14 protein-coding genes and 1 tRNA gene are annotated in these 16,194 nt (G+C 70.2%); 12 read left to right on the forward strand and 3 right to left on the reverse strand.

All coding sequences use genetic code 11. The annotated features are described in order from the left end of the window. The 8 genes from HKK72_RS21630 to deoC all read left to right on the forward strand — a co-directional run. The coding region (locus HKK72_RS21630; protein ID WP_187236229.1) for a ribonuclease E/G at positions 1-2,130 on the forward strand (2,130 nt) is incomplete at its 5' end. Positions 2,131-2,437: 307 nt separating this feature from the next. Further along, a complete protein-coding gene (gene rplU / locus HKK72_RS21635; protein ID WP_187236230.1) occupies positions 2,438-2,752 on the forward strand; it encodes a 50S ribosomal protein L21 in 315 nt (104 codons plus the stop codon). 43 nt (positions 2,753-2,795) lie between these two features. Beyond that, positions 2,796-3,053: a 50S ribosomal protein L27 gene (gene rpmA, locus HKK72_RS21640; protein WP_187236231.1), complete on the forward strand. Its 258-nt coding sequence runs from the start codon at positions 2,796-2,798 to the stop codon at positions 3,051-3,053. A gap of 162 nt (positions 3,054-3,215) precedes the next feature. Beyond that, the gene (gene obgE, locus HKK72_RS21645) at positions 3,216-4,592 is read left to right on the forward strand and encodes a GTPase ObgE (RefSeq protein ID WP_187236232.1); all 1,377 of its coding nucleotides are present in this window, start codon (positions 3,216-3,218) and stop codon (positions 4,590-4,592) included. Between the two features lie 34 nt (positions 4,593-4,626). Next, entirely contained in the window at positions 4,627-5,838 is a 1,212-nt protein-coding gene (proB, locus tag HKK72_RS21650; protein WP_187236233.1) for a glutamate 5-kinase, read from the forward strand. After that, positions 5,831-7,096: a glutamate-5-semialdehyde dehydrogenase gene (locus HKK72_RS21655; protein WP_187236234.1), complete on the forward strand. Its 1,266-nt coding sequence runs from the start codon at positions 5,831-5,833 to the stop codon at positions 7,094-7,096. The genes proB and HKK72_RS21655 overlap by 8 nt, the downstream gene beginning before the upstream one ends. 110 nt (positions 7,097-7,206) lie before the next feature. Next, positions 7,207-7,956: a GntR family transcriptional regulator gene (locus HKK72_RS21660; RefSeq protein ID WP_187236235.1), complete on the forward strand. Its 750-nt coding sequence runs from the start codon at positions 7,207-7,209 to the stop codon at positions 7,954-7,956. Then, the gene (deoC, locus tag HKK72_RS21665) at positions 7,953-8,645 is read left to right on the forward strand and encodes a deoxyribose-phosphate aldolase (RefSeq protein ID WP_222720973.1); all 693 of its coding nucleotides are present in this window, start codon (positions 7,953-7,955) and stop codon (positions 8,643-8,645) included. Before HKK72_RS21660 ends, deoC begins: the two co-directional genes overlap by 4 nt. A 113-nt stretch (positions 8,646-8,758) precedes the next feature. Here the strand turns inward: deoC and HKK72_RS21670 are convergent, their stop codons facing one another. Together HKK72_RS21670 and HKK72_RS21675 are read right to left on the reverse strand one after the other, a co-directional pair. Then, positions 8,759-11,032 (reverse strand): glycoside hydrolase family 3 N-terminal domain-containing protein, encoded by a 2,274-nt coding sequence (locus tag HKK72_RS21670; protein ID WP_187236236.1) that lies wholly within the window; start codon positions 11,030-11,032, stop codon positions 8,759-8,761. A 150-nt stretch (positions 11,033-11,182) separates the two neighbouring features. Further along, entirely contained in the window at positions 11,183-12,229 is a 1,047-nt protein-coding gene (locus tag HKK72_RS21675; RefSeq protein WP_187236237.1) for a M48 family metallopeptidase, read from the reverse strand. A gap of 162 nt (positions 12,230-12,391) precedes the next feature. Here HKK72_RS21675 and nadD point away from each other — a divergent pair, with 162 nt between their 5' ends. Then, entirely contained in the window at positions 12,392-12,988 is a 597-nt protein-coding gene (nadD, locus tag HKK72_RS21680) for a nicotinate-nucleotide adenylyltransferase (RefSeq protein ID WP_187236238.1), read from the forward strand. A 37-nt stretch (positions 12,989-13,025) separates the two neighbouring features. Here the strand turns inward: nadD and HKK72_RS21685 are convergent, their stop codons facing one another. Next, positions 13,026-14,381 carry an HD-GYP domain-containing protein gene (locus tag HKK72_RS21685; protein WP_187236239.1) on the reverse strand — a complete coding sequence of 452 codons (1,356 nt, stop codon included), beginning with the start codon at positions 14,379-14,381 and terminating at the stop codon, positions 13,026-13,028. A 515-nt stretch (positions 14,382-14,896) separates the two neighbouring features. On the opposite strand from HKK72_RS21685, the gene rsfS reads away from it, so the two are divergent. The 3 genes from rsfS to HKK72_RS21700 all read left to right on the forward strand — a co-directional run bounded on the left by rsfS (position 14,897) and on the right by HKK72_RS21700 (position 16,127). Then, positions 14,897-15,295 (forward strand): ribosome silencing factor, encoded by a 399-nt coding sequence (gene rsfS, locus HKK72_RS21690; RefSeq protein WP_187236240.1) that lies wholly within the window; start codon positions 14,897-14,899, stop codon positions 15,293-15,295. Beyond that, positions 15,292-15,969 carry a histidine phosphatase family protein gene (locus HKK72_RS21695; RefSeq protein WP_315987374.1) on the forward strand — a complete coding sequence of 226 codons (678 nt, stop codon included), beginning with the start codon at positions 15,292-15,294 and terminating at the stop codon, positions 15,967-15,969. Before rsfS ends, HKK72_RS21695 begins: the two co-directional genes overlap by 4 nt. Positions 15,970-16,054: 85 nt before the next feature. Then, positions 16,055-16,127, forward strand: a tRNA-Ala gene (locus HKK72_RS21700). The last annotated feature ends 67 nt before the right edge of the window (positions 16,128-16,194 follow it).

The raw sequence follows: 16,194 nt of genomic DNA on the forward strand, positions 1-16,194 counted from the left end.
GACGAGGACGAGCAGCCCGCCGCGGCGGCGAAGACCGAGCCGGCCGAGAGGCCGGAGAGGCCCGCCAGGGCCGCCAAGGCCGCGAAGGCCGACCGGTCGGAGAAGGCCGACGAGGATGACGACGACGGCGACGACGACGGCTCGTCCGGCTCGACCCGGCGCCGCCGGAGGCGCCGTCGCCGCACCGCGGGTGGCGCCGACTCCGACGACACCGGTCAGGACGACCCGCCGAACACCGTCGTCCACGTGCGCGAAGCGCGCGCCGCCGAGGACGAGGTCCAGTCGGTCAAGGGCTCGACCCGGCTCGAGGCCAAGAAGCAGCGCCGCCGCGAAGGCCGTGAGCAGGGCCGCCGTCGCCCGCCGATCATCACCGAGTCGGAGTTCCTGGCGCGGCGCGAGGCGGTCGAGCGCGTCATGGTGGTCCGCCAGGAGGGCGATCGCACGCAGATCGCCGTACTGGAGGACGACGTCCTGGTCGAGCACTATGTGGACCGCGCCAGTCACCAGTCGTACGTCGGCAATGTCTACCTCGGCAAGGTGCAGAACGTCCTTCCGTCGATGGAGGCGGCGTTCGTCGACATCGGCAAGGGCCGCAACGCGGTGCTCTACGCGGGCGAGGTCAACTGGGACATCGCCGGGCTCGAGGGCCAGCCGCGCCGCATCGAGTCGGCCCTGCGGTCCGGCCAGTCCGTGCTCGTGCAGGTCACCAAGGACCCGCTCGGACACAAGGGGGCCCGGCTGACCAGCCAGGTCTCGCTGCCCGGTCGCTACCTCGTGTACGTCCCTGACGGGTCGATGACCGGCATCAGCCGCAAGCTGCCGGACAAGGAGCGCGCCCGCCTCAAGCAGATCCTCAAGCGGGTCATGCCCGAGAACGCCGGCGTGATCGTTCGTACCGCGGCCGAGGGCGCCACCGAGGAGGAACTGGCAAGCGACGTGTCGCGGCTGGCCGCCCAGTGGGAGAACATCCAGCGGCACAGCAAGACGGCTACGGCGCCCGAGCTGCTTTACGGCGAGCCCGATCTCACGATCCGGGTGGTCCGCGACATCTTCAACGAGGACTTCGGCAAGCTCGTGGTCTCGGGCGACGAGGCGTGGGGCATGGTCGAGGACTATGTCAGCTACGTCGCGCCGCACCTCGCCGGCCGGGCGGCGAAGTGGACCGGGCCTGAGGACGTGCTGACGGCCTACCGCATCGACGAGCAGATCTCCAAGGCCCTTGAGCGCAAGGTGTGGCTGCCCAGCGGAGGCTCGCTGGTGATCGACCGCACCGAGGCGATGACCGTCGTCGACGTCAACACCGGCAAGTTCACCGGCCAGGGCGGCAACCTCGAAGAGACCGTCACCCGCAACAACCTCGAGGCGGCCGAGGAGATCGTCCGCCAGCTGCGGCTGCGCGACATCGGCGGCATCATCGTGGTCGACTTCATCGACATGGTGCTGGAGAGCAACCGCGACCTGGTGCTGCGGCGGCTGCTGGAGTGCCTCGCCCGCGATCGCACCAAGCACCAAGTGGCCGAGGTCACCTCGCTCGGCCTGGTCCAGATGACCCGTAAGCGGGTCGGGCAGGGCCTGCTGGAGGCCTTCTCGGAGGTCTGCGAATGCTGCAACGGCCGTGGCATTCACGTGTCGCTGACCCCGGTCGAGGACAAGCCCGAGCAGGCCGCGACCCTCGGCCGGCGCCGTAAGCGCAAGGGCGAGGTCGAGAAGGTGGTCGAGAAGAAGATCGCCCAGCACGAGGCCGAGCGGCCCGCCGAGGCCGAGGCCGACGATGAGGCGGTCAAGCCGGACAAGAAGCAGTCCGGACGCACCAGGGGGGCCAGGTCGCGAGCGGCGAAGGCCGCCAAGGTCGACTTGGCCGAACAGCCGGAACCGGCCGAGACGCGCACTTTGCCCGGTGCCACCGAGCCCGCGGCTCCGGCCGTCGAGGACGCCGCCGAAGCGGCCGTCGAGGCCCCACCGGCCACTCTGGACGCGGTCGAGGTCGAGACCGCCGAGACCGTCGACGTGAGCGTCCCTGCGGACGTTCGGGGCGTCGAGGAGGACGCCGCGGCCACCAGCAACGGCCGTAAGCGCCGTCCCCGCCGGTCGAGGGCCAAGGCCGAGGTCGGCTCCGAGGATGCCGACTGAGGTCCCTGTCCCTGGACGGGCCGACAGGAGCCATCGCGGACGGCCGCGAGATCGACCCGGCGGATCCCCGCCGGCGTGATTTCGCGGTCGCCTGCGCCACGGCCCTCTGTTGCCGGACTGGTTCGCTTTCCGGCCAGGGGTTCCGGTACTCTTTAAAACCGGCGCGTGCAATGCGCGTGTGTTCTTGCGCCTGAGATCGCTACCGGTGATCCGGTAGGTCGAACTCGGTGCAGATCCTCAGGTCCTCGAACGAGGACAACCAGGAGTTTCAGCCCCGTGATGCGGGGATGGTCCGGAAGGGTTCCGCGTGTACGCGATTGTCCGTTGCGGCGGCAGGCAGGAGAAGGTGGCCGTCGATGACGTGCTCACCGTCGACAAGCTGACCGGAGAGGTCGGCTCGACGGTGACGTTCCCGGCGCTGCTGGTCGTCGACGGCGACAACGTCGTGAGCAAGGCGGCCGAGCTGTCGAAGTACGTGATCAGTGCCGAGATCCTTGGCGCCACCAAGGGTCCCAAGATCGACATCATGCACTACCGGAACAAGACCGGGTACAAGCGGCGGATGGGACACCGTCAGCCGTACACCCAGGTCAAGGTCACCGGAATCAAGGCCGGAAAGTAAGGCCGCTCCGCGCAAGCGGAGATGACCCAGGAGGGGGCAGAAGATGGCACATAAGAAGGGCGCCTCGTCCAGCCGAAACGGCCGTGACTCCAACGCTCAGCGCCTCGGCGTGAAGCGCTTCGGTGGCCAGGTCGTGAACGCCGGCGAGATCATCGTGCGTCAGCGTGGCACCCACTTCCACCCCGGCGTCAACGTCGGGCGTGGCGGCGACGACACGCTGTTCGCGCTCGTGGCCGGCGCGGTGGAGTTCGGCCGTTACCGCGGCCGGCGCGCCGTGAGCATCATCCCGCCGGCGGAGTAGTCCGCCGCAGCACACAGGCCATTGACCAAGGGCGGACCGGTATCGGTCCGCCCTTTGTCGTTTTTGCCGGACGGCCTGGGCGAGAACGCCCGGCTCGTGAGACCCGGCCCGAACAGCAGGACCAGCACGAAGAGATCGATGTGACGAGGGGGAGGGAGCGACGTGCCTGATTTCGTGGACCGTGTGGTCCTGCATGTGGCGGCGGGCAACGGCGGGCACGGGTGCGCCTCTGTGCACCGCGAGAAGTTCAAGCCGCTCGGCGGCCCCGACGGGGGCAACGGCGGGCACGGCGGCGACGTGATCCTCGAAGTGGATCCCAACACCGCGAGCCTGCTGGACTACCATCGCCGGCCGCACCGCAGGGCGGGCAACGGCAAGCCGGGGCAGGGCTCCAACCGCAACGGCGCCGACGGCGGCGACATCGTGCTGAGCGTGCCGAACGGCACCGTCGTGAAGTCGGCGAACGGGACGGTGCTGGCCGACCTGGTCGGGGCGGGCACCCGGTTCGTGGTCGTCGAGGGCGGCAGGGGCGGTCTCGGCAACGCCGCGCTGGCCTCGGCCAAGCGCAAGGCCCCCGGATTCGCGCTGCTGGGCGAACCGGGCACCGAGCACGATCTCGTGCTCGAGCTCAAGACCGTCGCCGACGTGGCACTGGTCGGCTTCCCGAGCGCCGGCAAGTCGTCACTGATCGCCTCGATGTCCGCGGCCAAGCCCAAGATCGCCGACTATCCCTTCACGACCCTCGTACCGAACCTCGGCGTGGTGAGCGCCGGCGACCATGTCTTCACCGTGGCCGACGTCCCCGGCCTGATCGAGGGCGCCAGCGAGGGCAGGGGACTCGGGCTGGAGTTCCTGCGCCACATCGAGCGCTCGTCGACCCTCGCCCACGTGCTCGACTGCGCCACTCCCGAGCCGGGCCGCGACCCGGTGTCGGACTTCGAGGTGATCGAGCGCGAGCTTCAGGCCTACGACGAGGCGCTGGGCGACCGGGCCCTGTCGGACCGGCCGCGCCTGGTGGTCCTCAACAAGATCGACGTGCCGGACGGCCGGGAGCTGGCCGAGCTCGTACGGCCCGAGTTCGAGGCTCGCGGCATGCGGGTCTTCGAGGTGTCGGCGGCCTCGCACGAGGGGCTGCGGGAGCTGGCCTTCGCGATGGCCGAGATGGTCGAGGCCTACCGCGCGACCCTGCCGCCCGAGGAGCCGACCCGGATCGTCATCCGGCCGGCCGCGGTCGGCGGAGCGGAATTCGAGGTCAAGAGTCTCGGCGAGAACACCTATCTCGTCACGGGTGTCAAGCCCACGCGATGGCTGCGCCAGACCGACTTCACCAACGAGGAGGCCGTGGGCTACCTCGCCGACCGGCTGGCGCGGCTGGGCATCGAGGAGCGGCTGTCGAAGGCCGGAGCCGAGCCCGGCGCGACCGTCATGATCGGCACCGAGCAGGAATCGGTGGTCTTCGACTGGGAGCCCGAGGTGGCCGCCGGCGCCGAGCACGGACTCGGCCCCCGCGGCACCGACCGCCGGCTCAGCGACTGGTGACCACGGCCGAGTCCCCGACCTGAGGAGGCCGAGTTTGTCCGAGGGGACATTCTCCGAGAGGACGCCGTCGGATACGACGGCGGCGCGCGCGGCGATCACGGATGCGCGCCGCATCGTGGTCAAGGTGGGGTCCTCGTCGCTCACCACGCCGGACGGCATGATCGATGCCGACCGCATCGACGCGCTGGTCGGCGTGCTGGCCGCGCGGCGCTCCGCGGGCGGCGAGATCGTCTTCGTCTCGTCGGGCGCGATCGCCGCGGGGCTCGGCCCGCTGGGGCTGCCGCGGCGCCCCCGTGATCTCGCCACGCAGCAGGCGGCGGCGAGCGTCGGGCAGGGGCTGCTGGTCGCGCGCTACGCGTCCGCCTTCGCCGCGTACGGGCTGCGCGTCGGCCAGGTGCTGCTCACCGCCGACGACCTGATCCGGCGCACTCATCACCGCAACGCCCAGCGCACCCTCGCCCAGCTGCTGGCACTCGGCATCGTGCCGATCGTCAACGAGAACGACACCGTCGCCACCCACGAGATCCGGTTCGGCGACAACGACCGGCTCGCGGCCCTGGTGGCGCATCTGGTCCGCGCCGACGCGCTCGTGCTGCTCTCCGACGTCGACGCGTTGTACGACGGCGACCCGCGGCGGCCCGGCTCCCGCCGCCTCGCCGAGATCCGGCGGCCCGAGGACCTGCAGGGCGTCGATCTCGGCCGGGCCGGCGGCAGGGTCGGCACCGGAGGGATGGTCACCAAGGTCGAGGCCGCGCGGATCGCCACCGGCGCGGGTGTGCCCGTGGTGCTGACCGGCGCCGCCTCCGCCGCGGCCGCGCTCGCCGGTGATCCGGTCGGCACCTACTTCCACCCGAACGGCCGGCGGCCCTCCACCCGCCACCTGTGGCTGGCGCATGCCACCACCGGGCAGGGTCGGCTGCTGCTGGACCCGGGCGCCGTCGAGGCGGTCGTACGGCGCCGCAAGTCGCTGCTGCCGGCCGGTGTCACCGGAGTGCAGGGCGACTTCGCGGCGGGCGACCCGGTGGACGTCTGCGACCACGAGGGCGGCGTGGTGGCCCGTGGTCTGGTGAACTATGACGCGGGGGAGATCCCCGACCTGATGGGACGCTCGACCCGCTGGCTGGCCCGCGAGCTGGGCCCGGAGTACGAACGCGAGATCATCCACCGCGACGATCTCGTACTGCTGTCGACCGCCACCGACCTGCGGACAACTGCAAGATCACGAAAGGGAACAGGCGATGAGTGAGGCAACGCGGAAGCAGGTGCTCGAGGTCGCGGGGCGGGCGCGGCAGGCGGCCGCCGAACTGGCCCCGCTGCCGCGCCGGGCCAAGGACGCGGCCCTGCACGCCATCGCCGACGCCCTGACCGCCAGGGCGCCGGAGATCCTCAAGGCCAACGACTCCGACGTCGTACGCGCGCGCGAGACCAGCACCCCCGAGGCGATGATCGACCGGCTGAGCCTCACCGAAGAGCGCGTCGTCGCCGTCGCCGACGCCGTCCGCCAGGTCGCCGCGCTGCCCGACCCGGTCGGCGAGAACGTCCGCGGCTACACGCTGCCGAACGGCCTCGAGCTGCGACAGGTACGGGTACCGCTGGGCGTGGTCGGCATCATCTACGAGGGCCGGCCCAACGTCACCGTCGACGCCGCCGCGCTCACCCTCAAGAGCGGCAACGCCGTCCTGCTGCGCGGCTCGTCGTCGGCCTACGACTCCAACACCGCCCTGGTGACCGTCATGCGCGAGGCCATCGCCGGTACCGAGCTGCCGGCCGACGCCGTCCAGCTGGTCCCCGGTACCTCGCGCGAGTCGGTGAAGCACCTGATGCGCGCCCGTGGACTGGTCGACGTGCTGATCCCGCGCGGCGGCGCGGCGCTCATCAACTCCGTGGTCGAGGAGTCCACCGTTCCGGTGATCGAGACCGGGGTGGGAAACTGCGCCGTGTACGTCGACGCGGCGGCCGACGTCGACCTGGCCGTGGACATCCTGATCAACGCGAAGACGCAGCGGCCGTCGGTCTGCAACGCCGCCGAGACCGTTCTGGTGCACGCGGGCATCGCCGACGCGTTCCTGCCCGCGGCCCTGCGGGCCCTGCGCGACAAGAACGTCACGGTGCACGGGGACCCCCGGGTCCGGTCCTATGGCCCGGACGTCGTGCCGGCCACCGAGGACGACTACGCCGCCGAGTATCTCTCGCTGGACATCGCCGCGGCCGTCGTCGACTCGCTCGAGGACGCGGTCGCGCACATCCGGCGGTACGGCTCCGGGCACACCGAGGCGATCGTCACCACCTCGCAGCAGGCCGCCAAGCGGTTCGTGGCACTGGTCGACTCGGCCGCCGTCATGGTCAACGCCTCCACCCGGTTCACCGACGGCGAGGAGTTCGGCTTCGGCGCCGAGATCGGCATCTCCACCCAGAAGCTGCACGCCCGCGGCCCGATGGGGTTGCCCGAGCTGACCTCCACCAAGTACGTCGTCACCGGCGAGGGTCATCTCAGAGGCGTCTGACCGGCACCCGGTAGCCGATCAAGGTCCTGGGCACCTCCGGGTGCTGCGATCCTTGATCGATGTCAATGGCTTGCCAGCTGTATAGACAGCTAGTCGGCTAGACTTCGTTTATGACCGATCGCTCCGCTCGCGAGGACTTCGCCCCGCGGTACTTCGTCATCGAACAGGCGCTGCGCAGGCGCGTGGCCGCGGCCCTCCCCGGCGATCCGCTCCCCTCGGAGAGCGCCCTCAGCGAAGAGTTCTCGGTGAGCCGGATGACCGCCCGCGCCGCCGTGCAACGCCTCGTCGCCGACGGACTGGTGGACCGCCGGCCCGGCCGTGGCACTTTCGTCGCGCCGCCGCCGACCACCCGTCGCGCCGAGAGCCTCGTGCGCTTCAGCGAGGAGGTGCGCCGCCGTGGCCAGGCCCCCTCCTCCCGGGTGGTCTCCGCGGGCACGCGCGCCGCGACCGCGGACGAGGCGGACCGGCTGCGCCTCCCCGCGGGCGGCCGGGTCGTCGCGATCGAACGGGTCAGGCTGGCCGACGACCTGCCGGTTGCGCTGGAGACGGCGGTCTTCCCCGGTGGACTCGAGGACCTGCTGACGGCCGACCTCGAGGGGTCCCTTCACACCGCGCTGATCGACCTCGGCCGGGTCCCGGCGCAGGGACATGCCCGGATCAGCGCCGCCGTCGCGAACGGGCCCGAGGCCGAAGCCCTGGCCGTGGCGGCCGGGGCGCCGCTGCTCGTCGAACACCGGCTCATCCTCGACCAGCACGGTCGTCCACTGGAGCTCACCGATTCCCGGTACGTCGCCGCCCGCTACGGGCTCGACGTGGCCTTCACCGTCGAACCGCCAACCGCGAAGGACGCCGCCTCGTGATCGATGCCACCGCTCTGACCGTCGCCGACCTCGCCAAGATGATCGACCATTCGCTTCTGCGGCCCGAACTGACCGCCGACGACGTCCGGGCGGGATGCGCTCTCGCCGCCCGTTACCGCGTCGCCTCGGTCTGCGTGAAGCCCGCCGACGTCGCCACGGCCGCTGAGCGGTTGAGCGGTACGGGCGTGCGCGTCGGCACCGTGGTCGGTTTTCCGCACGGCTCCTCGACGCCCGAGGTCAAGGCGGCCGAGGCCCGTGCCGCCGTCGCCGACGGTGCGCACGAACTCGACATGGTGCTCAACATCGGCCGTCTGCGCGGCGGTGATCACACGGCCGTGCTCGCCGACGTCCGCGCCGTCATCGAGGCCGCTCCCGAAGCGGTCGTGAAGGTCATCTTCGAGAACGCGTACCTGACCGACGAGGAGAAGATCTGTGCCTGCCGCCTGAGCGAGCGGGCGGGCGCACACTACGTCAAGACCTCCACCGGCTTCGCCCCCTCGGGCGCCACCGTGGAGGACGTACGGCTGATGCGCGCCAACGTCTCCGACCGGGTCGAGGTCAAGGCCGCGGGCGGCGTGCGCACCCTCGACACCCTGCTGGAGATGGTCCGGGCGGGCGCGTCCAGGTTCGGTGCCACCACGACCGCCGCCATCCTGGATCTCGCCGCCGAGCGCGACGGCGCCGGCTGACCCGGAACACGGCTTCGGTCTCGGCGAGATCGCTCCATGACCGGCCCAAGGCACGAGGCCCCTCGCGACCGCGCGTCGCGGGAGGCCTCGTGCGTCCTTGGTCGACCGGCCGGTCAGCGTACGGTGAGGTCGGCCGCCTTGTCGCCCGCAAGGATCTTGTAGGCGCCGGGCAGCACGGTGCGATCGCCTGCTCCGTTGACGTCGCCCGCCGTCAGCGCCAGCCGCGACAGCGGGACCGACAGCGTCACGGTCTTGGCCTCGCCGGCCTTGAGCGGCACCCGGGCATAGCCCGCGAGTCGCTTCGGCGGCACCAGGACGCGGCTCACCGGCTGCGCCGCGTACACCGGCACGATCATGTCGCCGTCCCGGGCACCGGTGTTGGCGACCCGCACCGAGACCTTCACCATGCCGTTCCGCGAGGTCGACGCCGACCCGAGGGTCAAGCCCTGTACGGCGAAGCCGGTGTAGGAGAGGCCGTGCCCGAAGGCGTACTGGGGGTCGTAGCCGGAGCTCTCCCCGGCGTTGGTGCCGGGCAGCTGCTGGTAGTACATCGGCATGTCACCGACGCTCTTCGGCCACGAGACCGGCAGAACGCCCGTGGGGTTGGTCTTGCCGTAGACCGCGTCCGCGACGGCGTTGCCGCCCTCCGAGCCGGGCAGCCACGCCGCGAGCACGGCGTCGGCGTCGTTCACCTTCCCGAGCACCAGCGGGCGGCCGGTGATCAGTACGGCGATGACCGGCTTGCCGGTGGCCTTGAGCGCCGCGACCAGGTCCTGCTGCTCGGCCGTGAACGCCGGGACCTCCTTGTCGTTGGTTCCCTCGGCGCCGGGCTTCTCGCCGACGACCACGACGGCGGCGTCGGCGTCCTCGGTCTTGTCGACCGCGTCGTCCTTGGTCGTCGCGTGCTCGACGGTGGTGCCCGACGGGGCTCCGGCCCGCAGGCCCGCGAGGACCGTCTGCCCGGGGACCTTGTCGCCGTCGGCCATGCCCTGCCAGCCGATGGTCCAGCCGCCCATCTGGTTGGGCAGGCTGTCGGCGCTCTCGCCGGTGACGACGATCTTCTTTCCGGCGGCGAGCGGCAGCGCGCCGCCCTGGTTGCGCAGCAGTACGAGCGACTCGGCGGCGGCCTTGCGGGCCAGCGCGGTGTCGGAGTTCAAGACGATGCCGTCGGCCTTGGCGGCGTCGACGTAGGGGCGTTCGAAGAGCCCGCGCTCGAACTTGAGCCGCAGGATGCGCGAGGTGGCCTCGTCGATCCGCTTCCTCGGCACCAGGCCCTCCCGGACCGCGGCGAGCAGGCCGTCGGTGAACTCCTTGGCGCTGTAGGGCTCCATCGCCATGTCCACGCCCGCGTTGACCGAGGCGGCGATCGCGTGCTTGTAGTCCCCGGCGATGTGGTAGCTCTCCTCGAGGGCCTTCACGTCCCGCCAGTCGGTGATGACGACGCCCTTGAACCCCCATTGCTTGCGCACCACGTCGGTGAGCAGGTACTTGGAGGCGTGTGCCGGGATGCCGTTGACCGCGCCCGAGTTGGCCATGAGGGTGTCGGCACCGGCGTCGACCTGTGCCTTGTACGGGGGCAGCAGCGTGTCCTGCAGGTAGCGCATCGAGACGTCGGTGTTGGTGCGGTCGTGGCCGTTGAAGGGCTCGGAGTAGCCGCCGAAGTGCTTCACCGTCGAGGCCACCTGGCCGGTGGCCTCCATGCCCTTGACCGTGCTGCCCGCGAGCGAGCCGGCGAGCACCGGATCCTCGGAGAAGGCCTCGTAGTAGCGGCCCCACCGTGCGTCCCTGGCCAGGTCCGAGACGGGCGCGAAGTTCCAGGTCGGGCCCGTGGCCTTCACGACCTTGGAGGTCGCCGCGCCGACGTCACGCACCAGCGCGTCGTCCCAGCTCGAACCCAGGCCGATCTGGTGCGGGAAGATCGTTGCGCCGGACACGTTGTTGTGGCCGTGCACCGCGTCGACGCCGTAGATGATCGGGATGCGCAGCCTGCTGTGCTCGATGGCGTACTTCTGCACGTAGTTCACCATCTCTGCCCACGCCTTGGGCGTGTTGGAGGGTGGCGTCATCCCTCCCCCGGACAGGATCGAGCCGGTCTTGGCGTCGTCGAACACCGCCTTGAGACAGTCGGCTCGCCAGTCGCCGTTCGTCCATTCACAGTCGCCGCGCAGCCGGGCCACGGCGATCTGCGTCATCTGCCCGACCTTCTCCTCCAGCGTCATGCGCTTGAGAAGGTCCGCGACCCGGGCGTCGGTACGGGCGTGCTGATTCAGGTAGGTCGGCTGGGACGACTGGGCCCCGGCGGAGGCGGCCGTCATGGTCAATCCGGTCGCCGTCAATGCCGCGGCCAGCCCGATGCGGGCGGCCTTCGTCCTCAGGAGATTTCGCATGCGCTGTGCTCCCAGAGCCAATGCGTCCGGCCCCCCGGCCCGTGACGCATGAGAAATATTCGGCTCTGTGAGCAAAGTTTACGAAAAAGGGGAAGTCAAGAGTTGAGTGGAGAAGTGCTCCAGATGTAGCTCTATGTCTAGTTCGGCGGATCAGTTCTCATGGTTCCGATCACCGCCGCCGCCACGGCGGCCGATGCGGTCGAAGAGACCCTCCGCGGCACTCGCGGCGCCCTCGGCGACGTCACGCACCTTGCCGATGAACGGGTCGGCCGTGCGGCTCCACGACTCCCGGTAGGCGTTCGCCGCATTCTTGATCTCGTCAGAGATCTTGGCGTCGCCGTCGTCGGTACGCCGTGGGTAGGCGCCGGTGAGGATCCGCTCGTACTCGCCCTCGCGCGCCCACCGGTCGATCTCGGCGAACCGCACCACGGCGTAGGGGTGGGACTGCCGCAGCAGGTTGAGGAACTTCAGCAGGCCGTCCCGGACGTCGCCCGCCGCGTCGTACTCGCGGGCCTGCGCGTGGAAGGCCTCGGCGTTCATCTCGGTCAGCCGCCCGCCGCCCGCCATCTTCATCAGCGCCCGCTTCACCGCCTCGGGGTCCTGGCTGGTCAGCAGGCCGGCCCGGTCGGCGGACAGCTCGGACTTCCGCTGCCACTCCTGGAGGCCCATGATGATGGCGGCGATGCCGATGTTGCCGAGCGGCAGCCAGGCGAGGCGGGCGCCGAGCGAGGTCAGGATCAGCAGCATGGTGCGGTAGACCGCGTGCCCGGACAGGATGTGGCCGACCTCGTGCCCGATGACGTAGCGCAGTTCCTCGTCGTCGAGCAGGTCCAGCAGACCCGTGTTGAGCACGATGAAGGGCTTGTCCGTGCCGATCGCCATGGCGTTCGGCGTGGGGTCCTGCACGACGTACAGCTCGGGCACCTCGGCGAAATCGAGGATGTAGGAGCTGTCGCGCACCATGTCGTGGATGTGCCGGAACTGGTCCTCGCCCACCCGGACACTGCCGCCGAGGAACATCAGCCGGATGGCGCGCTCGCTGAAGAGCCCGGACAGACGCCTCAGTACGGTGTCGAACCCGGTCAGCGACCTCAGCGCCACCAGCGCCGAGCGGTCGGCGGGGTGCTCATAGGCCCGGGAGCTGATCCCGGGAAAGCGGGTGCGTGAACGATCCGGGGTCTTCGTCATGTCCGGCATGCTAGTTCCGACGAACCACCAGGGCCCAGGGTTCCCCCCGGGACATGTTCCACCCGGGACGGGTGCCCGCGGGAACGGGCATCTCCGGGGGCGCCGGCACGGATCGCCGATCTCGACCGGGGCGGCTCATGTCCCGTATGCCCTGCTCGCTAGGGTTCCCCTATGGAAAAGAGGCCCCGCAGGCTCGGCATCATGGGCGGTACCTTCGATCCGATCCACCATGGTCACCTGGTGGCGGCCAGCGAGGTGGCGCACCTGTTCGCCCTCGACGAGGTCGTGTTCGTGCCGACCGGCCAGCCTTGGCAGAAGACCCGCCGGAAGGTCGCGCCCGCCGAGGACCGCTATCTGATGACCGTGATCGCCACCGCCTCCAACCCGCGCTTCTCGGTCAGCCGCATCGACATCGACCGGCCGGGGCCGACCTACACCGTCGACACCCTGCGGGAGATGCGCGAACTGCGTGGCCCGGACACCGAGCTGTTCTTCATCACCGGTGCGGACGCGCTCGAGCAGATGCTCGCGTGGCACAAGGCCGACGACATGTTCGGGCTCGCGCACTTCATCGGGTGCACACGGCCCGGCCACAGCCTGGCCGATCCCGGCCTGCCCGCGGGCCGGGTCAGCCTGGTCGAGGTGCCGGCACTGTCGATCTCCTCCAGCGAGTGCCGTGAACGGATCAAGGCCGGCGAGCCGATCTGGTACCTCGTGCCCGACGGCATCGTTCAGTACATCAACAAGCGCGCGCTGTACCAGGACTAGCCGCGGCCCGGCGGTCCGCGGTCATCGCTCTGGGGGATCATCGCTCTGCGGGATCACCGCTCTCACCGGTCACCGCGATCGGCGCGGAGGGGTCGTCGTGGTCCTGTCGTGTGATCTCCGCGACGTCGTCGTCCGGTGGTGCGATCGGGTCGGGCAGCTGCCATCCATGGGTCCGCAGAGCCTGCAGGAACGCCGTGACGATCTGCGGGTCGAAGTGGCTGCCGGCGCAGTTGCGCAGCTCCGCCACCGCGTCCTCGATGGGGCGGGCGGGGCGGTAGGAACGCGTCGAGGTCATGGAGTCGAAGGCGTCGGCGACGGAGATGATCCGCGCGAATTCGGGGATCTCGTCCCCGGCGAGCCCCATGGGGTAGCCGCGGCCGTTCATCTTCTCGTGGTGGTGCATGATGCCCGCCAGTGCCTCGTCGAGAAAGCCGATCTCCTTGACGATCTGCAGGCCGCGCATGGGGTGGAGCTGGATGGCGGCGAACTCCTCCTCGGTGAGCTTCCCGTCCTTTTGCAGGACCTTGGTCGGGACGCCGAGCTTGCCGACGTCGTGCAGCATGCCCGCGTAGCGGATGGCCTCGACTCTCGGCCGAGCCATTCCGATCTCTTCAGCGATCATGACCGAGCCGCGGGAGACCCGCTCACTGTGCCCGCGCGTGTAGTAGTCCTTGGTCTCGACCGCCTGGCAGAGGGCGGCGAGGGTGGCCTCGTGGGCCTGCTGCTGGGCGCGGGTCTGCGCGAACGCCCACCGCGCGATGAACAGTGGCAGCAGCACCAGCACCAGGGCTCCGGGGCCGAGCGTGGGCCAGAGCCCGGCGATGAGCAGCCCGATCAGCCCGTACCCGAGGATGCCGGCGGCCAGGTGCCCACTGGCCCACAGGAGCCCCCACAACGGGGCCTGCTTGCTGAGCAGCAGGACGCCCCCGGCGAGCAGGAGATTGACGACGACATAGGTGACGAGCGCGCCGAGGAAGGGCCTGAGGGCGTACTCGACCCAGTGCGGCTGTCCCGGCTGGTGGGCCAGGCCGCCGAGGGTGGAGTAGGCGGTGCCTGAGGCGTATCCGCACAACGCGAACTGTGCGCCGTTGAACAGCCGCTTGACAGGTGACCGGAGCCTCTGCCCGGTGATGATCGCGCTGGCGCCGACGATCGCCGCTCCGGCCGAGCCGAGCAGGACCACGGAGGCGAGACCGGCGGCGTAGCTCATGCTCACGCGCGCTCGCTCGACGCTCAGTTTCGCCGGAGCCGAGTCGAGCGCGATGAACAGGATGACCAGGACGGCGAGCACGTGGTGGTCCAGGCGCGTGTACGAGGACGTGGCCAGGAGGGCGACGGCGGCTGCGACGGTCCCGCAGACGTAGGCCCAGGCGGAGAGGGGAAGTCCACGCATTGCTGCCCCTAGGGGGTCGATGACGTGCCGTGATCGGGGTAACGGGTCCCCAGGGTGGCTCCAGTTCTCGGAAGGAGCGTAACCAGAGTGACCTGAGCCACACCAGGAATCAGGAAAGCGTGAACGTCACGTGAGGTAATCGTCACCCCACGGTCTCCGTCGCCGATCGGGGAACGGAGATCTCGCCGGCGGCCCGGGCCCACGGGGACGCGGCTTTGATCTCCGCGGCATTCCCGCGCGCGCCTGCCGTGCCGGCGTTCGGCCTGGTCAGCGGCCGATAAACCGACATGTCGTCAGGCGACCGAACCCCATGCGCGGTGCATGAACAATCGAAATCCATGCCATGACGGCTAATAACGCGGCTTGTCGCGGCCAGGACGGTGGAAACCCCCTCGGAGATGCCGACGAGGCCGGATAGTCTCGTGGGGAGTATCGACAGACCGGGGCGGCTTCACCCGTCATGAGAAGGTGGAGTCTGGGACATAGTCCCCGGACAAGGAGGATCACGTCGCACCGTGACAGCATCCGATAAGGCCGCCCAGCTGGTCCGGATCGCCGCAGAGGCGGCCGGGGAGAAGCTGGCCGATGACATCATCGCCTACGACGTAAGTGAACAGCTCGTCATCACCGACGCGTTCGTGCTCTGTTCAGCGGCGAACGACCGGCAGGTCCGGGCCATCGTCGACGAGATCGAGAAGCGGCTTCGCGAGGACGCCGCTGCCAAGCCCGTACGCCGTGAGGGCGAACGCGAGGGCCGCTGGGTGCTACTCGACTACATCGACATCATCGTCCATGTGCAGCACGAGGAAGACCGGCTGTTCTACGCCCTCGAACGGCTCTGGAAGGACTGCCCGCGGATCGAGCTGCCCGAGAGCGTCAACGCGCACGCCTCACGCGGGCGGGGCGCGCTGTGACGCAGGCTCAGGGGGGTCGGGGAAGCCAGATTCGGGGAAGCAGGGGCAAGCGCCGGCTGGTGCTGTGGCGGCATGGCCAGACCTCCTGGAACCTCGAGAACCGCTTTCAGGGCAAGACCGATATCCCGCTGGACGAGACCGGCGTGGCGCAGGCCGAACGCGCCGCCCGTCTGCTCTCCGGACTGAAGCCCACCGCCATCGTCTCCTCGCCGCTGAAGCGCGCCGCCACGACCGCCGGGGCGCTGGCGGAGATCACCGGGTTGCCGGTGAACTACGACGCGGATCTGGCGGAGCGCGACGGCGGAGAGTGGGAGGGGCTCACCGGCCCGGAGATCCGTGCACGCTTTCCCGCCGAGCACGCCGCCTGGGAGCCGCCGGGCGGGGAGACCAGCGCACAGGTCGCCAAGCGGGTCGCGGCGGCGCTCGGGCGCGCGGTGGACCGGCTGCCGGCCGAAGGGGTGCTGGTCGTCGCCTCTCACGGCGCCGCCCTGCGGCTGGGCATGGTCGAGCTCCTCGGCTTCCCGGAGGAGATCTGGGAGCGCCTCGGCGGCCTGTCCAACTGCAGCTGGTCGGTCGTCGCCGAGGGCCGGTCCGGCTGGCGGCTCATCGAGCACAATGCGGGCACCCTGCCCAAACCGGTGCTCAGCGACGACCGTACGGAGAACGGGGCCTGATCCGCTCCCCGTAATCCGATTCGAACCGAGGTTCGGTGTCCTATACACTGGCGAAGCGCTGCGGGTGAGAGCCCAGCAGTGGCGCGGGGCTATGGCGCAGTTGGTAGCGCGCCTCCATGGCATGGAGGAGGTCTGGGGTTCGAATCCCCATAGCTCCACGAGCAGGGCCGATGTGTTCGCGGGTGACCGCGTACGCACCGGCCCTTTCGCCGTTCACGGGTGCGA

The sequence above is a fragment of the Actinomadura sp. HBU206391 genome (assembly GCF_014323665.1).
GTDB lineage: Bacteria > Actinomycetota > Actinomycetes > Streptosporangiales > Streptosporangiaceae > Actinomadura_C.